Here is a 13,314-nt window from a genome sequence, read left to right as displayed (position 1 = left end):
GACCTTGGAAAATATGACCCTGAAAGAGAATGATGGCGTCAAGGAAGGCGTTGATCAGGAAACCGTGGATGCCGTGCGCGAAGTCGGCGGCAAGTACAAATACGGTTGGTCCACCGATATCGAGATGGAATATGCCCCCAAGGGGCTGACGCCGGAGATCGTGAAGTTGATCTCGGAAAAGAACGGTGAGCCCGAGTGGATGACCGAATGGCGGCTGGAAGCCTATAACCGCTGGCTCACCAAGGAAGAACCCGATTGGGCCATGGTCGACTATCCTGAAATCGACTTTCAGGAGCAGTATTATTATGCCCGTCCCAAGAGCATGGCGCAAAAACCCAAGTCGCTCGACGAGGTCGACCCCAAGCTGCTGGCGACCTATGAAAAGCTCGGCATCCCGCTGAAAGAGCAGATGATCCTTGCCGGTGTCGAAGGCGCCGAGGAGGCGCCCGCCGAAGGCCGCAAGGTGGCCGTCGACGCGGTATTCGATTCCGTCTCCGTCGGCACCACTTTTCAGGAAGAGTTGAAGAAGGCGGGCGTGATTTTTTGCTCGATCTCCGAGGCGATCCGCGAATATCCCGATCTGGTGAAGAAATACCTCGGCTCGGTCGTGCCGGTGTCGGACAACTTCTACGCCACGCTGAACTCTGCCGTCTTCTCCGACGGCTCCTTCGTCTACGTGCCGCCGGGCGTGCGCTGTCCGATGGAACTCTCGACCTATTTCCGCATTAACGCCGAGAACACCGGCCAGTTCGAGCGGACGCTGATCATCGCCGACAAGGGCTCCTACGTGAGCTACCTTGAAGGCTGCACAGCCCCGCAGCGCGATGAGAGCCAGTTGCATGCCGCCGTGGTCGAGATCATCATCGAAGAGGACGCGGAAGTGAAATACTCCACCGTCCAGAACTGGTATCCGGGCGACGAGAACGGCAAGGGCGGGATCTACAACTTCGTGACCAAGCGTGCCGACTGCCGCGGCGACCGTGCCAAGGTGATGTGGACGCAGGTCGAGACCGGCTCCGCCGTGACCTGGAAATACCCCTCCTGCATCCTGCGCGGCGATGACAGCCAGGGCGAGTTCTACTCCATCGCCATCGCCAACAACATGCAGCAGGCCGATACCGGCACCAAGATGGTGCACCTTGGCAAGCGCACGAAGTCGCGGATCGTGTCCAAGGGCATCTCGGCGGGCAAGGCGCAGAACACCTACCGCGGCCTTGTCTCGATGCACCCCAAGGCCAGGGAATCGCGCAATTACACCCAGTGCGATAGCCTGTTGATCGGCTCGGAATGCGGGGCGCATACGGTGCCTTACATCGAGGTGAAGAACAACTCGAGCCGGGTGGAGCATGAGGCGACGACCTCCAAAGTGGACGACGACCAGATGTTCTACTGCCGCTCGCGTGGCATGGACGAGGAAGAGGCCGTGGCGCTGGTCGTGAACGGCTTCTGCAAGGACGTGCTGCAGGCGCTGCCGATGGAGTTCGCCATGGAAGCGCAGGCGCTGGTGGCGATCTCGCTGGAAGGCTCCGTCGGCTGATGAGCTTTGATGCGGCGCATACCCCCCTCCGCCTGCATTGGTGGAAGGCGCAGCCGAATTTCGGCGATGCGCTGAGCCCGCTGGTCCTGAGCCATGTCTCGGGGCGGCGGGTGGAACATGCGTCGGTGGATGAGGCCGAGGTCTTCGGCCTTGGCTCGCTGTTGCAGGTCGTGCGGCGCAACTTCGACAGCCCGCGAGCGGGCGCGAAACCGGTGATCTGGGGCAGCGGTCTGCTGCGTCCTGCCGGCGGGCGTGCGTTCCTCAAGAACATCGAGATCGCCCTGCTGCGCGGGCCGGTGACGGCGGCGCTTCTGGGGGTGGAGACAGACGTTTTCGGTGATCCGGGGCTTTTGGTGAACGAGGTGCTGCCGAGCGACGCACCGCGCGGCGACAAGATCGGCATCGTGCCGCATCACACGCTGGCGGACGACCCGGAACTGCTGGATCTCGTGGCTTCGGACAGCGCCTATGTGTTGATCGACCCGCGTGATCCGGTGGAGCATGTCTGCGCCGCCATCGGGGCCTGTGCCCATGTCTTTGCCTCGTCACTGCATGGGCTGATCACTGCGGATGCTTACGGCGTGGCCAGCACATGGGTGGCGCCCGAGGGGCAGGGGCGGCTCAAGTTTCACGACTACGCCGCTTCTGTAGGCCGCGACATGCGCGCGCCGATTGCCTTGGCCGATGTGCCCAAGGCGCCGAAGCCCGATGCGCCGCTCGCCTATCAGGACGGCATCGATGCCTGCCGCGCCGCGCTGAAAGACAGTTTTCCCGCCGCGCTCTGCGCCCGTCAGGGGGCGGCATGAACTTTAACACACAGGGGCAAACCCCTGACGTAGAACTGAAATAAACGAATGCGGCGCAAGGCGCGCCAGAAGGAGACCCAAATGCTGAGCATCAAGAACCTGCACGTGAAACTGGAAGAAGAGGACAAGCAGATCCTCAAGGGCGTCGATCTGGAAGTCGAAGCCGGTAAGGTGCACGCGATCATGGGGCCGAACGGCTCGGGCAAGTCCACGCTGAGCTACGTGCTCTCGGGCAAGGACGGCTACGAGGTCACCGACGGCTCCGCCACGCTTGAGGGCGAGGACATCCTAGAACTCGAGCCGGAAGAGCGCGCCGCGGCGGGCCTCTTCCTTGCCTTCCAATACCCGGTGGAAATCCCCGGCGTCGGCAACATGACCTTCCTGCGCACCGCGGTGAACGCACAGCGCAAGGCGCGCGGTGAAGAGGAAATCTCGGCCGCCGACTTCCTCAAGGAAATCCGCGCCAAGGCGAAAGACCTCAAGATCGACGCCGAAATGCTGAAGCGCCCCGTCAACATGGGCTTCTCCGGCGGTGAGAAAAAGCGCAATGAAATCCTGCAGATGGCGATGCTCGAGCCCAAGATGTGCATCCTCGACGAGACCGACTCGGGCCTTGATGTCGATGCGATGAAACTGGTGGCCGAAGGCGTGAACGCCCTGCGCACCGAGGGCCGTGGTTTCCTCGTCATCACCCACTACCAGCGTCTTCTGGACCACATCAAACCCGACGTCGTGCACATCATGCATGATGGCCGCATCATCAAGACCGGTGGCCCCGAGCTGGCGCTCGAAGTCGAGAACAACGGCTACGCAGACATCCTCGCCGAGGTGGCATAATGGCCGAAGCACAGCTGAAAGAAACGCCGACCGAGGCGATGATCGCACGTCACAGCCTGCCGCAGGGTGGCTGGGCACTGCCGGCGCGGGAAGACGCGCTGGCGCGGCTTCGCGCCATGGGCCTGCCGCAGCGCCGGGATGAATATTGGAAGTTCACCCGCCCCGACACGCTGACCCAGCCCGAAGCGCAGCCCGCCGCGATCTTCGATCATGGCGACGCGCCGCTCTTCGATGGCACCGACCGTCTGCGCATCCTATTTGTCGATGGTGTCTTCGACGCGGAGGCCTCGGATGATCTCACGCTGGAAGGTGTCAGCATCGAGCGTCTGGCGACTGCGGACAGCGACCTGCACTGGGCGCGCGACCTTTACGGCACGTTGGAGAAGAACGGCCAGACCCCAGTGCAGCGCCCGCTCGCCGCGCTGAACACCGCTTTCGCGACCGATGGTGTCTTGATCCATGTCACTGGCACGCCAAGCAAACCGATCAATCTGGTTTATACCCATAAATCAGAGACTTCTGACGCGATGTTGCACCATGTGGTGAAGCTCGACAAAGGCGCCGAGGTGACGCTTCTGGAAAACGGCCCCGCCGCTGCGCGCTTCAACACCGTGATGGAGGTCGAGGTCGCCGACACCGCGCGCTTCCACCATGTCCGCGCCCAGGGCCGCGACCACGAGCGCCGCGCCGCGACCCATGTCTTCACCCGTCTCGGGACCGAGTCGCTGTTCAAGAGCTTCACCGTCACCGTCAACGGTGCGCTCACGCGCAACGAATGCGTGATCGAATTGACCGGTGACGATGCTTCGGCTCATGTCGCGGGCGCCTGCGTCGGCGATGGGGACTTCCATCACGATGACACGGTCTTCATCACCCATGACGCGGTGAACTGCGAAAGCCGTCAGGTCTTCAAGAAGGTGCTGCGCAATGGCGCGACCGGCGTGTTCCAGGGTAAGATCCTCGTCAAGGAAGGCGCGCAGAAGACCGATGGCTACCAGATCAGCCAGTCGCTTCTTCTGGACGGCGACAGCCAGTTCCTCGCCAAGCCGGAGCTTGAGATCTACGCCGACGACGTGGCCTGTTCGCATGGCTCCACCTCGGGCGCGATCGACGAGGAGGCGCTGTTCTACCTCCGCGCCCGCGGTGTCTCGCACGCCGAAGCGACCGACCTTCTGACGCTGGCCTTCCTTGCCGAAGCGGTCGAGGAGATCGAGGCCGAGGGCCTGCGCGAGGAAATCACCGGGCGCCTCAGCTCGTGGTTGGAGCGTCGTAGCGCCTGATGGCTGTTACCAGCGATATCGTGGCAACCTACCGCGGCCCCGGCAAAGTGATGTCGGGGCTGCTTGCGCAGGGCCGCAACGAGGTGCGCGTGCTCATGTTCGCGCTGATGGCGGGGCTGCTGATCTTCGTGGCCCTGTCGCCGTATCAAGCCCGCGCGGCGCATCTTGATCCGGACGGGCCGCTCGCGGTGCGCCAGTATTGGAGCGCGTTTTTCTGGATCTTCGTGATGCCCTTCCTACTTTATGGCTTGGCCGCGATGGTTTGGGGCATCAGCCGTCTCGCGGGGCAACGGCTCAGCGGTTATGCGGTGCGGCTGACCCTGGTCTGGTCGCTTCTTGCCTCTGCGCCGATCCTTTTGTTGCTGGGCCTCGCGCTTGGGTTTATCGGGCCGGGCGTTCAGGCGCAGATCGTCGGGGGGATCTGGTTGGCCGTGTTCTTTTGGTTCTGGATTGCGGGCCTTGTCGCCGCGCAGCGGGGCTGAAATGAGCAGCGCCCTGATCCAGCTTGCGCAGACCACTCTGCGCAGTCCCCGCGTGGCGGCGCGCCAGATTGCGGAGTTGCCCTTAGGCAATGATGTCATCTGGACGTCTCTTGCTTTGGTCGCCGCGCTGAACGCGCTGGTTATCTCGGCCACCTTCGTGATCGCGCCGCCCGCCATGGCGCTGCCGAGCTATTTCCAGTCGCCGCTGGTGCTTTTCGCGCTGCTGGCCGGGTTGATGGTGCTCTATGTGCATGCGCTGACTTGGGTTGGCCGGGCACTGGGCGGGCAGGGCGCGGTAACCCCGCTTTTAGCTGCCGTGGTGTGGCTGCAGGCGCTTCGCCTTTGTGCGCAATTGGGTATCCTGCTGCTGACCTTGGCCCTGCCGCCGGTGGCGCTGCTGGCCTCATTTGTCGTTACCTTTTGGGGTCTTTGGATCCTGCTGAATTTCGTGGCCGAACTCTTGCATCTGCCGGGGCTGTTCCACGCCGCTGCGGTGCTCGCGGGGGCCGCGCTTGGGGTCTTGCTGGGGCTTGGCCTTCTGCTGTCTTTGATCGGGCTAACCGCCCAGGGAGTTTAAGTCATGTTCGACGTTGAAGCCGTCCGGGCGCAGTTTCCGATCCTTGGCCGCGAGGTGAACGGCAAGCCGCTGGTCTACCTCGACAATGGCGCTTCTGCCCAGAAGCCGCAGGTGGTGATCGACGCGATCACTCAAGCCTATGCGCATGAATATTCAAACGTTCACAGGGGCTTGCACTACCTTTCTAATCTTGCGACCGACAAATACGAAAGCGTGCGCGGGACCGTGGCGCGCTTTCTCAACGCCGGGTCGGAAGATGAGATCGTGCTCAACACCGGCGCCACCATGGGCATCAACACCGTGGCCTATGGTTGGGCTATGCCCCGAATGCAAGCGGGCGATGAGATTGTCCTTTCGGTGATGGAGCATCACGCCAATATCGTGCCATGGCATTTCCTGCGCGAACGTCAGGGCGTGGTGCTGAAATGGGTCGATGTGGACGCGACCGGCGCGCTTGACCCTCAGGCGGTGATCGACGCCATTGGGCCGAAGACAAAACTGGTTGCAATATCCCACCTTTCCAACGTCTTGGGAACCAAAGTTGATATAAAAACGATCACCGAAGCCGCCCATGAGAAGGGCGTCCCGGTCTTGGTCGACGGCTCTCAGGCGGCGGTGCATATGCCGGTCGACGTCCGCGATCTCGGCTGTGATTTCTACGCCGTTACCGGGCATAAACTCTATGGCCCCTCCGGCTCCGGTGCGATCTATATCAAGTCCGAGCGCATGGCCGAAATGCGCCCCTTCCTCGGCGGCGGTGACATGATCCGCGAAGTCAGCAAGGACGCGGTGAGCTACAACGACCCGCCGATGATGTTCGAAGCCGGCACCCCCGGGATCGTGGGCACCATCGGCTTGGGCGTGGCGCTGGAGTTCATGATGGACCTCGGGATGGAGAATATCGCCGCCCATGAGGACGATCTGCGCGACTACGCGGTCTCCCGGCTCGGCGGTTTGAATTGGCTCAATCTGCAAGGCACGACCCCGGACAAAGCGGCGATCTTTAGCTTCACGCTGGAGGGCGCCGCCCATGCGCATGACATTTCGACCGTGCTTGACAAGAAGGGCGTGGCGGTGCGCGCGGGCCATCACTGCGCGGGGCCTCTGATGAACCACCTCGGGCTGTCGGCCACCTGCCGGGCGTCCTTTGGCATGTATAACACCCGGGCCGAGGTCGACGCATTGGTCGACGCCCTCGAATTGGCGCATGATCTTTTCGCCTAAGGTGAATTTCGCCGCCCTTGCCCCCGGATTTCCCATTGCAGGGGCGGCGCGCTCTGGCTATACCGCCCCTCAGTGGACCCTTAGCTCAGCTGGATAGAGCGCTGCCCTCCGAAGGCAGAGGCCAGAGGTTCGAATCCTCTAGGGTCCGCCATTTTCCCCAATCGTTAAATTTGCTGCCGCGCGATGCGTCGATCATCCGCCTGCGCGAGAAAAAGCCCCGCACAGCGATGCTGGCGGGGCTTTCCGATTTCTAAAGCGGTACCTTAGCGGCGGCGGCGACCGCCGGAACGGCCTGCGCGGCCACGGCCTTCTTGCCCTGCTTTGGGCGCGCTTTTGTTGAACTCGATCCAAGCGCTGCCGTGAGGGTCACGGTCGAAGAGGAAGTTGGCGGCGCGGATGGCCTCCATCTCCTTGCCTGGGCGGGGTTTGGTCGAGCCGAGGTTGAAGAGCGTCGCAAAGGTCTCGTCATCCATATCCTCGGGCAGGATGATCCCCGCGGCGGCAATCTCGGCGCGTTTCTCGGCGATCTTGGTGGCGCTCAGCGGCACGGCCACTGGGTTCATGATCGCGCTCGTCATGCCCGCACCCATCGCCATGGGGAGGAAGGCATTGTTGATGCCATGGCGGTTGGGCAGCCCGAAAGAGATGTTGGAGGCGCCGCAGGTGGTATTCACGCCCAACTCCTCGCGCAAACGGCGAACAAGGGTAAAGACCTGATGCCCCGCCGTCGCCATGGCGCCGATGGGCATGACCAGCGGGTCGACGACGATGTCATGGGCGGGGATGCCGAAATCGGCGGCGCGTTCGACGATCTTTTTCGCCACGGCAAAGCGCACATCCGGGTCTTCGGAGATCCCTGTGTCGTCATTCGAGATCGCCACGACGGGGACGTTATATTTCTTGACCAGTGGCAGCACGACCTCCAGCCGCTCTTCCTCTCCGGTGACGGAGTTCAGCAGCGGGCGGCCTTCGCAGGCTTCAAGCCCCGCCTGCAGCGCGCCGGGGACCGAACTGTCGATGCAGATCGGCACATCGACGGCGTTTTGCACGACCTTGATCAGGTCCGGCATCAGCATCGGCTCGACAAAGTTGTTGTCGGCATAGCGCGGGTCTTCAGCCATTTTGTTGGAGAAGACCGCGCCCGAGTTCACATCGAGCACCCTGGCGCCTGCGGCGACCTGCGCGATGGCATCCGCCGCGACCCGCGAAAAATCGCCTTGCTCAAGCTCTTGGCTGAGGATCTTGCGGCCCGTGGGGTTGATCCGCTCTCCGATCACGCAAAACGGCTCGTCAAAGCCGATGACGGCGGTCTTGGTCTTGGATTCGATGACGGTTCTGGTCATGTAATTTCCTTTAGGCTGCGTCGGCGGGCACCCCAGAGGCGCCGCCATTCTCTTGGACCCATGTGGCGCTGGTCTTGATCCCGCCCAGCGGGAACAGATGCACATGGGTGATGTTAAAATCCGGGTGCGCCGCTTTGTGGGCGGCTAGTTCGCTGATCACATCTGTCGGCTCGTAGGGCAACAGCAGCTTGGTGACATCCATCGCCCGCTTTTGCAGCACCTTGAGCGAGGGGCCGACGCCGCAGGCGATGGCGAATTTGATCAGCGTTTGCAGTTTGGCGGGGCCGGCGATGCCGATGTGGATGGGCAGGGTGATGCCAGCGGCCTTGAGGCTGTCGGCCCATTCGATGATCGGCTGCGCCTCAAAGGCAAATTGCGTGGCGATGGCCATTTCGGCGTCGGTGCGGGTCTGGAAATCGTTCTTCCATTTCAGTGCCGCATCGACATTCAGGCGGCCCCCGTCAGCGTCGATATCGCGGTTGCCTTCGGGGTGGCCGGCGACATGCAGGCGGGTAAAGCCCGCCTTGTCGAACAGCCCCGTTTCCATCAACTGCATCGAGTCGCTGAAATCCCCCGCCGGGGTGGTGACACCGCCCGCCAGCAGCAGCGCTTGGCGCACATCGGCCTCGCCCTGATAACGGGCGATCCAATCGGCCAACGTGGCGCGGTCTTTGATGATGCGGGCCGGGAAATGCGGCATGACCTTGAAGCCATCGGCGTTCAGCCGCGCGGCGGTGGCGACCATATCTTCGATCGGGGTGCCGTCGATATGGGCGATATAGACACGGGTGCCCTCTGGCAGCAGCGCGCGGAAATCCTCGACCTTTTCGGCGGTGCGGGGCATCACCTCGATCGAATAATCTTTCAACAGCGCCTCGACTTCGGCCACCGGCGCCTCTGGGGCCGGTGTTTCCTTTTTGCGGAAGTTCAAAAGTGCCATGAGCGTGTCCTTGATCATAGGGCTGGCAGGCTATGCCCAGCCGTCGTTGTCAATCAGTTGCTTAATCCGGTCGCGGTCGTATTCCGCGTCGATGCGGGCGGCTTCGGCATCAGCGATGCTGTCGGAATCACCCTCAACCTCAAAAGGCTCTGCCTTGCGCCATTCCGCGAGATAGGCGTCGGTATCGGCGGCCCCCACCTTCATCGCCGCGCGGTCGATCGCCTGTTCAAAGCGTTCGGGCAGGGGGCGTTTTGACCCGCGACGGCCCTTGCCGACGATCACCTGAGCGGGAATGTCGCGCCAGTAAACGATGGTGACTGCGGGCATGGGACGATTCCTCCGGTTTAAACCTGTCTAACGAGCGTCGCGGTCAGGACAGGGCCGTTTTTCGACGAAACACGACCCATCCGCGACTTGGGAGAGGTGATAGCGCATTGGCCCTGCCATCACGAGGGGGCGGCGCCCCCATTATTCTCAAGATGATTGTGAGGCGGTCCGGGTGGCGGAGCGAGCACGGCGCGCGGACGCCGCGGAAATTGGCCCAAGGCACCGCGACCACTTGCACCGGCTGGGCGCAGGGAATACCTTGGGGGCAACTCGATATGAAAGGCGCGTAACCATGGCGCCACAGCGTCCCAAAGGTGCGGGTGCGCTCGACAAAGACATTCCGGCTCTGAGCCCCGCGCCAGTTCCGCCCAGATCTAATGAGCTATATGCGGCCCTAGATCTGGGTACAAATAGCTGCCGCATGTTGATCGCCCAGCCTCGGGGCAGCGGTTTCCATGTGGTGGACAGTTTCTCGAAATCGGTGCAATTGGGTGCCGGTTTGGAAAAGACCGGGCGGCTCTCGCGCGGCTCGATGGCGCGCACCATTCAGGCATTGCGCATCTGTCAGCAAAAGTTGCGGCGCAACAAGGTGCAGAACATGCGTCTTGTAGCGACCGAAGCCTGCCGCCGTGCGCAGAACGGGGCGGAATTCATGCGCCGTATCCAGCGCGAGACCGGTCTTAAACTCGACATCATCCGCCCCGAGGAAGAGGCCCAGCTTGCCGTGATTTCCTGCGCGCCGCTGGTCAGCCGCAAGACGGAAAATCTGTTGGTGGTCGATATCGGTGGCGGCTCGACCGAGTTGGTCTGGATCGACATCTCCAAGGTGCCGCGTGCCGACCGCGCTCGCTCGATCATGCGGCTTCAGGGCGGGTTCTATCAGGCGAAATCCGATGTCCCCGCCGCACGGGTGGTGGATTGGATCAGCGTGCCATTGGGGGTCGCGACCCTGCGCGATCAATTCTCAGACGTCGAAGACGATGCCGCGCGCTTTGCGCTGATGAGCTGGTTTTTCGAAGAGAACCTCACCGATTTCACGCCCTATCAGACGATCCAATCGCAAAAGCGGTTCCAGATCGTCGGCACCTCCGGCACCGTGACCACCGTGGCGGCGAGCCACCTGAACCTGAAGCGCTATGACCGGACAAAGGTCGACGGCCTCAGCATGACCAGCGCGCAGATCGACAAGGTGATCCATTCCTATATCGCCATGGGACCGGGCGGGCGGCGCGCCGATCCGCGCATCGGGCAAGACCGGGCAGCGCTGATCATGTCGGGGGCCGCGATCTTGCAAGCCTTGATGCGCTGCTGGCCGACCGACAGGCTGTCAGTTGCGGATCGCGGTCTGCGCGAAGGCCTGCTATATGCACAGATGAGCGCCGATGGCGTATTAGAAGAAGGGGTCTTTTAATGGCCAAGACACCGGATGGAAAGAACACCTCGGGGCGCGGTCAGCGTGACCTCAAGGTCAAGGTGAAATCCGCACGCGGGCGCAAGCTTAGCTCGACCCGCTGGTTGCAGCGGCAGTTGAACGATCCTTATGTCAAACGCGCGCAGGCCGAGGGCTATCGCGGGCGGGCGGCTTATAAGATCATGGAGTTGGACGATAAATATCGCTTCCTCGTCCCCGGCGCGCGGGTGGTTGACCTTGGTGCCGCACCGGGCGGTTGGTGTCAGGTCGCCGTCAAACGCTGCAACGTATTGGGCGAGAAGAAGGGCAAGGCACAGGGCACCATTCTGGGCATCGACCTGCAAGAGATGGAGCCGATTGCGGGTTGCGAGTTGCACCAGCTCGACTTCATGGAGGATGACGCCGACCTCAAGGTCAAGGAGTGGCTTGGCGGGAAGGCGGATGTGGTGATGTCGGATATGGCCGCGGCCTCATCCGGGCATAAGCAGACCGACCACCTGCGCATCATCGCGCTTTGCGAGGCGGCGGCCTATTTCGCTTTCGATGTGCTGGAAGAGGGCGGCACATTCGTGGCCAAGGTGCTGGCGGGCGGCGCGGAAGGTGAGTTGCAAAAGCTGCTCAAGCGCCGTTTTGCCAAAGTTGCCAATATCAAACCACCTGCCAGCCGCCCGGATTCGTCGGAAAAATTCGTGGTGGCCACAGGGTTTAAGGGCGAAGAAGCCTAACCCGCCATCGCCGTTCATGGGGCGTAAACCAGTCAAGGATTAGGGTGTAGCTCTCCCGCGGTATTGTGCCGCCTACCTCATGAGGGCTCCCCGATGCTACGACACCTGCCACTTGTATCGCTCATCTTCATCCTCTGTTCCGGGCTCAAGGTTTCCGCCTCCGAAGTGCCTTGGGCCGTGAACGATTACATCGACCGTGACTTGCTGTCTTGGGTCAATGACGCCCGTATCGTCGATGCGATCGCACAGCAGAACGCGCGGCACCGCGAAATGAATGCGCTGGCGGTCACACCGGCGGCAGTTACAGGGCCAGGCGCCGAGGTGCCCCAGTCGAAAGCGCCGATTGCCGCGGCCTTTCTCAAATCGCAGATCGCCCGCGCCGAGGGTCAGATTGCCGAGGTGACTTTGCTGGATGCCTATGGGCTGACCGTTGTCACCAGCGGCAGCGCCTCGGTCTATTTCAAGGGCGGCAAGCCCAAGAACAGCAACCGTTTTTTGCCGCCCTCGGGGATTTTCGTGGTCGATCAGGTGGCCATAGATGAGACATCGAAAGCGCATCAAAGTCGCGTTTCCATGCCGATCACGGAGCCTTCGAACGGCGCGATCATCGGGGTGATCACGGTTGAGCTGGAAGCGGCGGCTTTCTTTTGAGGCCGCCCTTGCAGAGCGGTCCCGGCAGGCGGGGCGGTCTGTCATTCGCCCTAAAGCGGGGTTAGGATTGTCAAATATCCCCGAACAATCCTTCAGCGATAAACCCCTTGGCCCCGGCGTTGTCGTGCCGCAGAGCGCCGGGGGTATTTACCGGTAATGCCCCATTGGCCATAGCGTGCGAGCCGAACAAGGAGCGGTAGCGCAAATCAAGTGTTTCATTGCGCGCCCCCCAGAAAGCGATAGCTCTCGCCATTGCGCTCGACACGGCCCAATCCGCCTTGCGGCAGGTGGAACCCCATCAGCCAGATCCGCTCCTGCGCCAGCCGATCCAGCAAGCGCTGCCGGGTCTTCGCGCCTTGCTCGGGGTCTTGGTCCGATCCGCTGGCCCAGCCGGGGCGGGCAAAGGCAAGGTGGTGGTTGCCAATGGCATCGCCGCCGATCAACAACGCATCATCGCCCGTGCCCAAAAGGAAGGACATATGCCCGGGCGTATGGCCGAAACTCGCCTGCGCCGTGATGCCCGGCAGCACTTCGTCCCCATCGGCAAAATGGCTCACCCGACCCTCGATCGCGGCCAGCCGCCGCGCGGCCCCCACGGCAAAGGCGGCGCGGGCCGCACCAATCCGGTCCACCGTCGCCGGATCGCGCCAATAGTCCCATTCGACTTGGCCCATATGGTAGCGCGCATTGGGAAAGACCAGGTCGTCGAAATCATCCAGCACGCCCCACAGGTGGTCGGGATGGCCATGGGTAAAGACCACATCGGTCACCGCCTCCGGCGCGACGCCTGCGGCATCAAGGCTGTCGAGCAGACCCCCGGCGGAGGGCATGAAGGCAGGGCCCGCGCCCGCGTCGAAGAGGATCACACGCTCATCATTGCGCAAAAGCGTCAGGTTGCAGGGCGGCTTCAACTGGTCTTGGGGCAGGTCGAAGGGCGCCAAAGCCTCCGCCAGCGCGTCTTGCGGCAAACCCTCAAAGAAAAAGCTGCGCGGCAGCACCAGATTGCCGTCGCTCACGCTGATGAACTCATAGCCGCCGATCTGGGCCGAGGTCATCGCGAAAGCGCGCAGCGGCGTTTGGGCGAGAGCGGCAGCCCCCATTCCGGCCAACACCATCCGTCTGTTAATCTTCATCCGTTCCCCTCCCAGTATTTATTCCGATTCGTGAATATAAT

14 protein-coding genes and 1 tRNA gene are annotated in these 13,314 nt (G+C 62.3%); 11 read left to right on the top strand and 4 right to left on the bottom strand.

What is annotated here, in order from left to right; genetic code table 11:
- Window positions 1-13 precede the first annotated feature (13 nt).
- The 8 genes from sufB (at window position 14) to ACGYK7_RS13115 (ending at window position 6,894) form a co-directional block, all read left to right on the top strand.
- Window positions 14-1,537, top strand: coding sequence for a Fe-S cluster assembly protein SufB (sufB, locus tag ACGYK7_RS13150; protein ID WP_394402791.1), 1,524 nt, complete (start codon window positions 14-16; stop codon window positions 1,535-1,537).
- Window positions 1,537-2,343, top strand: coding sequence for a polysaccharide pyruvyl transferase family protein (locus ACGYK7_RS13145; RefSeq protein ID WP_394402770.1), 807 nt, complete (start codon window positions 1,537-1,539; stop codon window positions 2,341-2,343). The genes sufB and ACGYK7_RS13145 overlap by 1 nt, the downstream gene beginning before the upstream one ends.
- 81 nt (window positions 2,344-2,424) lie before the next feature.
- Window positions 2,425-3,180 carry a Fe-S cluster assembly ATPase SufC gene (gene sufC / locus ACGYK7_RS13140; protein WP_394402768.1) on the top strand — a complete coding sequence of 252 codons (756 nt, stop codon included), beginning with the start codon at window positions 2,425-2,427 and terminating at the stop codon, window positions 3,178-3,180.
- On the top strand, window positions 3,180-4,460 hold the full coding sequence (gene sufD / locus ACGYK7_RS13135; RefSeq protein ID WP_394402766.1) for a Fe-S cluster assembly protein SufD: 1,281 nt from the start codon (window positions 3,180-3,182) through the stop codon (window positions 4,458-4,460). The genes sufC and sufD overlap by 1 nt, the downstream gene beginning before the upstream one ends.
- Window positions 4,460-4,942, top strand: coding sequence for a YIP1 family protein (locus tag ACGYK7_RS13130; RefSeq protein WP_394402765.1), 483 nt, complete (start codon window positions 4,460-4,462; stop codon window positions 4,940-4,942). Before sufD ends, ACGYK7_RS13130 begins: the two co-directional genes overlap by 1 nt.
- Before the next feature lies 1 nt (window position 4,943).
- A complete protein-coding gene (locus tag ACGYK7_RS13125) occupies window positions 4,944-5,519 on the top strand; it encodes a YIP1 family protein (RefSeq protein WP_394402764.1) in 576 nt (191 codons plus the stop codon).
- 3 nt (window positions 5,520-5,522) lie between these two features.
- Window positions 5,523-6,743 (top strand): cysteine desulfurase, encoded by a 1,221-nt coding sequence (locus ACGYK7_RS13120; RefSeq protein ID WP_394402763.1) that lies wholly within the window; start codon window positions 5,523-5,525, stop codon window positions 6,741-6,743.
- Window positions 6,744-6,817: 74 nt separating this feature from the next.
- Window positions 6,818-6,894, top strand: a tRNA-Arg gene (locus tag ACGYK7_RS13115).
- A 112-nt stretch (window positions 6,895-7,006) separates the two neighbouring features.
- Here the strand turns inward: ACGYK7_RS13115 and ACGYK7_RS13110 are convergent.
- Genes ACGYK7_RS13110 through ACGYK7_RS13100 form a run of 3 tightly spaced genes read right to left on the bottom strand, consistent with a single transcriptional unit; the run spans window position 7,007 to window position 9,353 of the window.
- Window positions 7,007-8,086, bottom strand: coding sequence for a dihydropteroate synthase (locus ACGYK7_RS13110; RefSeq protein ID WP_394402762.1), 1,080 nt, complete (start codon window positions 8,084-8,086; stop codon window positions 7,007-7,009).
- Window positions 8,087-8,096: 10 nt separating this feature from the next.
- Window positions 8,097-9,044, bottom strand: coding sequence for a methylenetetrahydrofolate reductase (locus ACGYK7_RS13105; protein ID WP_394402761.1), 948 nt, complete (start codon window positions 9,042-9,044; stop codon window positions 8,097-8,099).
- A gap of 12 nt (window positions 9,045-9,056) precedes the next feature.
- The gene (locus tag ACGYK7_RS13100; protein WP_394402759.1) at window positions 9,057-9,353 is read right to left on the bottom strand and encodes a virulence factor; all 297 of its coding nucleotides are present in this window, start codon (window positions 9,351-9,353) and stop codon (window positions 9,057-9,059) included.
- A gap of 292 nt (window positions 9,354-9,645) precedes the next feature.
- On the opposite strand from ACGYK7_RS13100, the gene ACGYK7_RS13095 reads away from it, so the two are divergent.
- The 3 genes from ACGYK7_RS13095 to ACGYK7_RS13085 all read left to right on the top strand — a co-directional run bounded on the left by ACGYK7_RS13095 (window position 9,646) and on the right by ACGYK7_RS13085 (window position 12,140).
- Window positions 9,646-10,764, top strand: a complete 1,119-nt coding sequence (locus tag ACGYK7_RS13095; protein WP_067266266.1) for a Ppx/GppA phosphatase family protein — start codon at window positions 9,646-9,648, stop codon at window positions 10,762-10,764.
- Window positions 10,764-11,489, top strand: coding sequence for an RlmE family RNA methyltransferase (locus ACGYK7_RS13090; protein ID WP_394402758.1), 726 nt, complete (start codon window positions 10,764-10,766; stop codon window positions 11,487-11,489). Before ACGYK7_RS13095 ends, ACGYK7_RS13090 begins: the two co-directional genes overlap by 1 nt.
- A 93-nt stretch (window positions 11,490-11,582) precedes the next feature.
- Window positions 11,583-12,140, top strand: coding sequence for a hypothetical protein (locus ACGYK7_RS13085; RefSeq protein WP_394402757.1), 558 nt, complete (start codon window positions 11,583-11,585; stop codon window positions 12,138-12,140).
- Between the two features lie 215 nt (window positions 12,141-12,355).
- On the opposite strand, the gene ACGYK7_RS13080 is transcribed toward ACGYK7_RS13085, so the two are convergent.
- A complete protein-coding gene (locus ACGYK7_RS13080; RefSeq protein ID WP_394402756.1) occupies window positions 12,356-13,273 on the bottom strand; it encodes an MBL fold metallo-hydrolase in 918 nt (305 codons plus the stop codon).
- Between the last annotated feature and the right edge of the window lie 41 nt (window positions 13,274-13,314).

Source organism: Sulfitobacter sp. 1A15299, assembly GCF_043556915.1.
Lineage (GTDB): Bacteria > Pseudomonadota > Alphaproteobacteria > Rhodobacterales > Rhodobacteraceae > Sulfitobacter.
Note: the sequence above shows the minus strand (reverse complement) of the source record. Positions and strands in the feature narration are given on the sequence as shown.

Bases quoted from the DNA above. Each gene is read 5' to 3' on its own strand.
- sufB (WP_394402791.1), top strand. From the start codon at position 14: ATGACCCTGAAAGAGAATGATGGCGTCAAGGAAGGCGTTGATCAGGAA.
- ACGYK7_RS13145 (WP_394402770.1), top strand. From the start codon at position 1,537: ATGAGCTTTGATGCGGCGCATACCCCCCTCCGCCTGCATTGGTGGAAG.
- sufC (WP_394402768.1), top strand. From the start codon at position 2,425: ATGCTGAGCATCAAGAACCTGCACGTGAAACTGGAAGAAGAGGACAAG.
- sufD (WP_394402766.1), top strand. From the start codon at position 3,180: ATGGCCGAAGCACAGCTGAAAGAAACGCCGACCGAGGCGATGATCGCA.
- ACGYK7_RS13130 (WP_394402765.1), top strand. From the start codon at position 4,460: ATGGCTGTTACCAGCGATATCGTGGCAACCTACCGCGGCCCCGGCAAA.
- ACGYK7_RS13125 (WP_394402764.1), top strand. From the start codon at position 4,944: ATGAGCAGCGCCCTGATCCAGCTTGCGCAGACCACTCTGCGCAGTCCC.
- ACGYK7_RS13120 (WP_394402763.1), top strand. From the start codon at position 5,523: ATGTTCGACGTTGAAGCCGTCCGGGCGCAGTTTCCGATCCTTGGCCGC.
- ACGYK7_RS13110 (WP_394402762.1), bottom strand. From the start codon at position 8,086: ATGACCAGAACCGTCATCGAATCCAAGACCAAGACCGCCGTCATCGGC.
- ACGYK7_RS13105 (WP_394402761.1), bottom strand. From the start codon at position 9,044: ATGATCAAGGACACGCTCATGGCACTTTTGAACTTCCGCAAAAAGGAA.
- ACGYK7_RS13100 (WP_394402759.1), bottom strand. From the start codon at position 9,353: ATGCCCGCAGTCACCATCGTTTACTGGCGCGACATTCCCGCTCAGGTG.
- ACGYK7_RS13095 (WP_067266266.1), top strand. From the start codon at position 9,646: ATGGCGCCACAGCGTCCCAAAGGTGCGGGTGCGCTCGACAAAGACATT.
- ACGYK7_RS13090 (WP_394402758.1), top strand. From the start codon at position 10,764: ATGGCCAAGACACCGGATGGAAAGAACACCTCGGGGCGCGGTCAGCGT.
- ACGYK7_RS13085 (WP_394402757.1), top strand. From the start codon at position 11,583: ATGCTACGACACCTGCCACTTGTATCGCTCATCTTCATCCTCTGTTCC.
- ACGYK7_RS13080 (WP_394402756.1), bottom strand. From the start codon at position 13,273: ATGAAGATTAACAGACGGATGGTGTTGGCCGGAATGGGGGCTGCCGCT.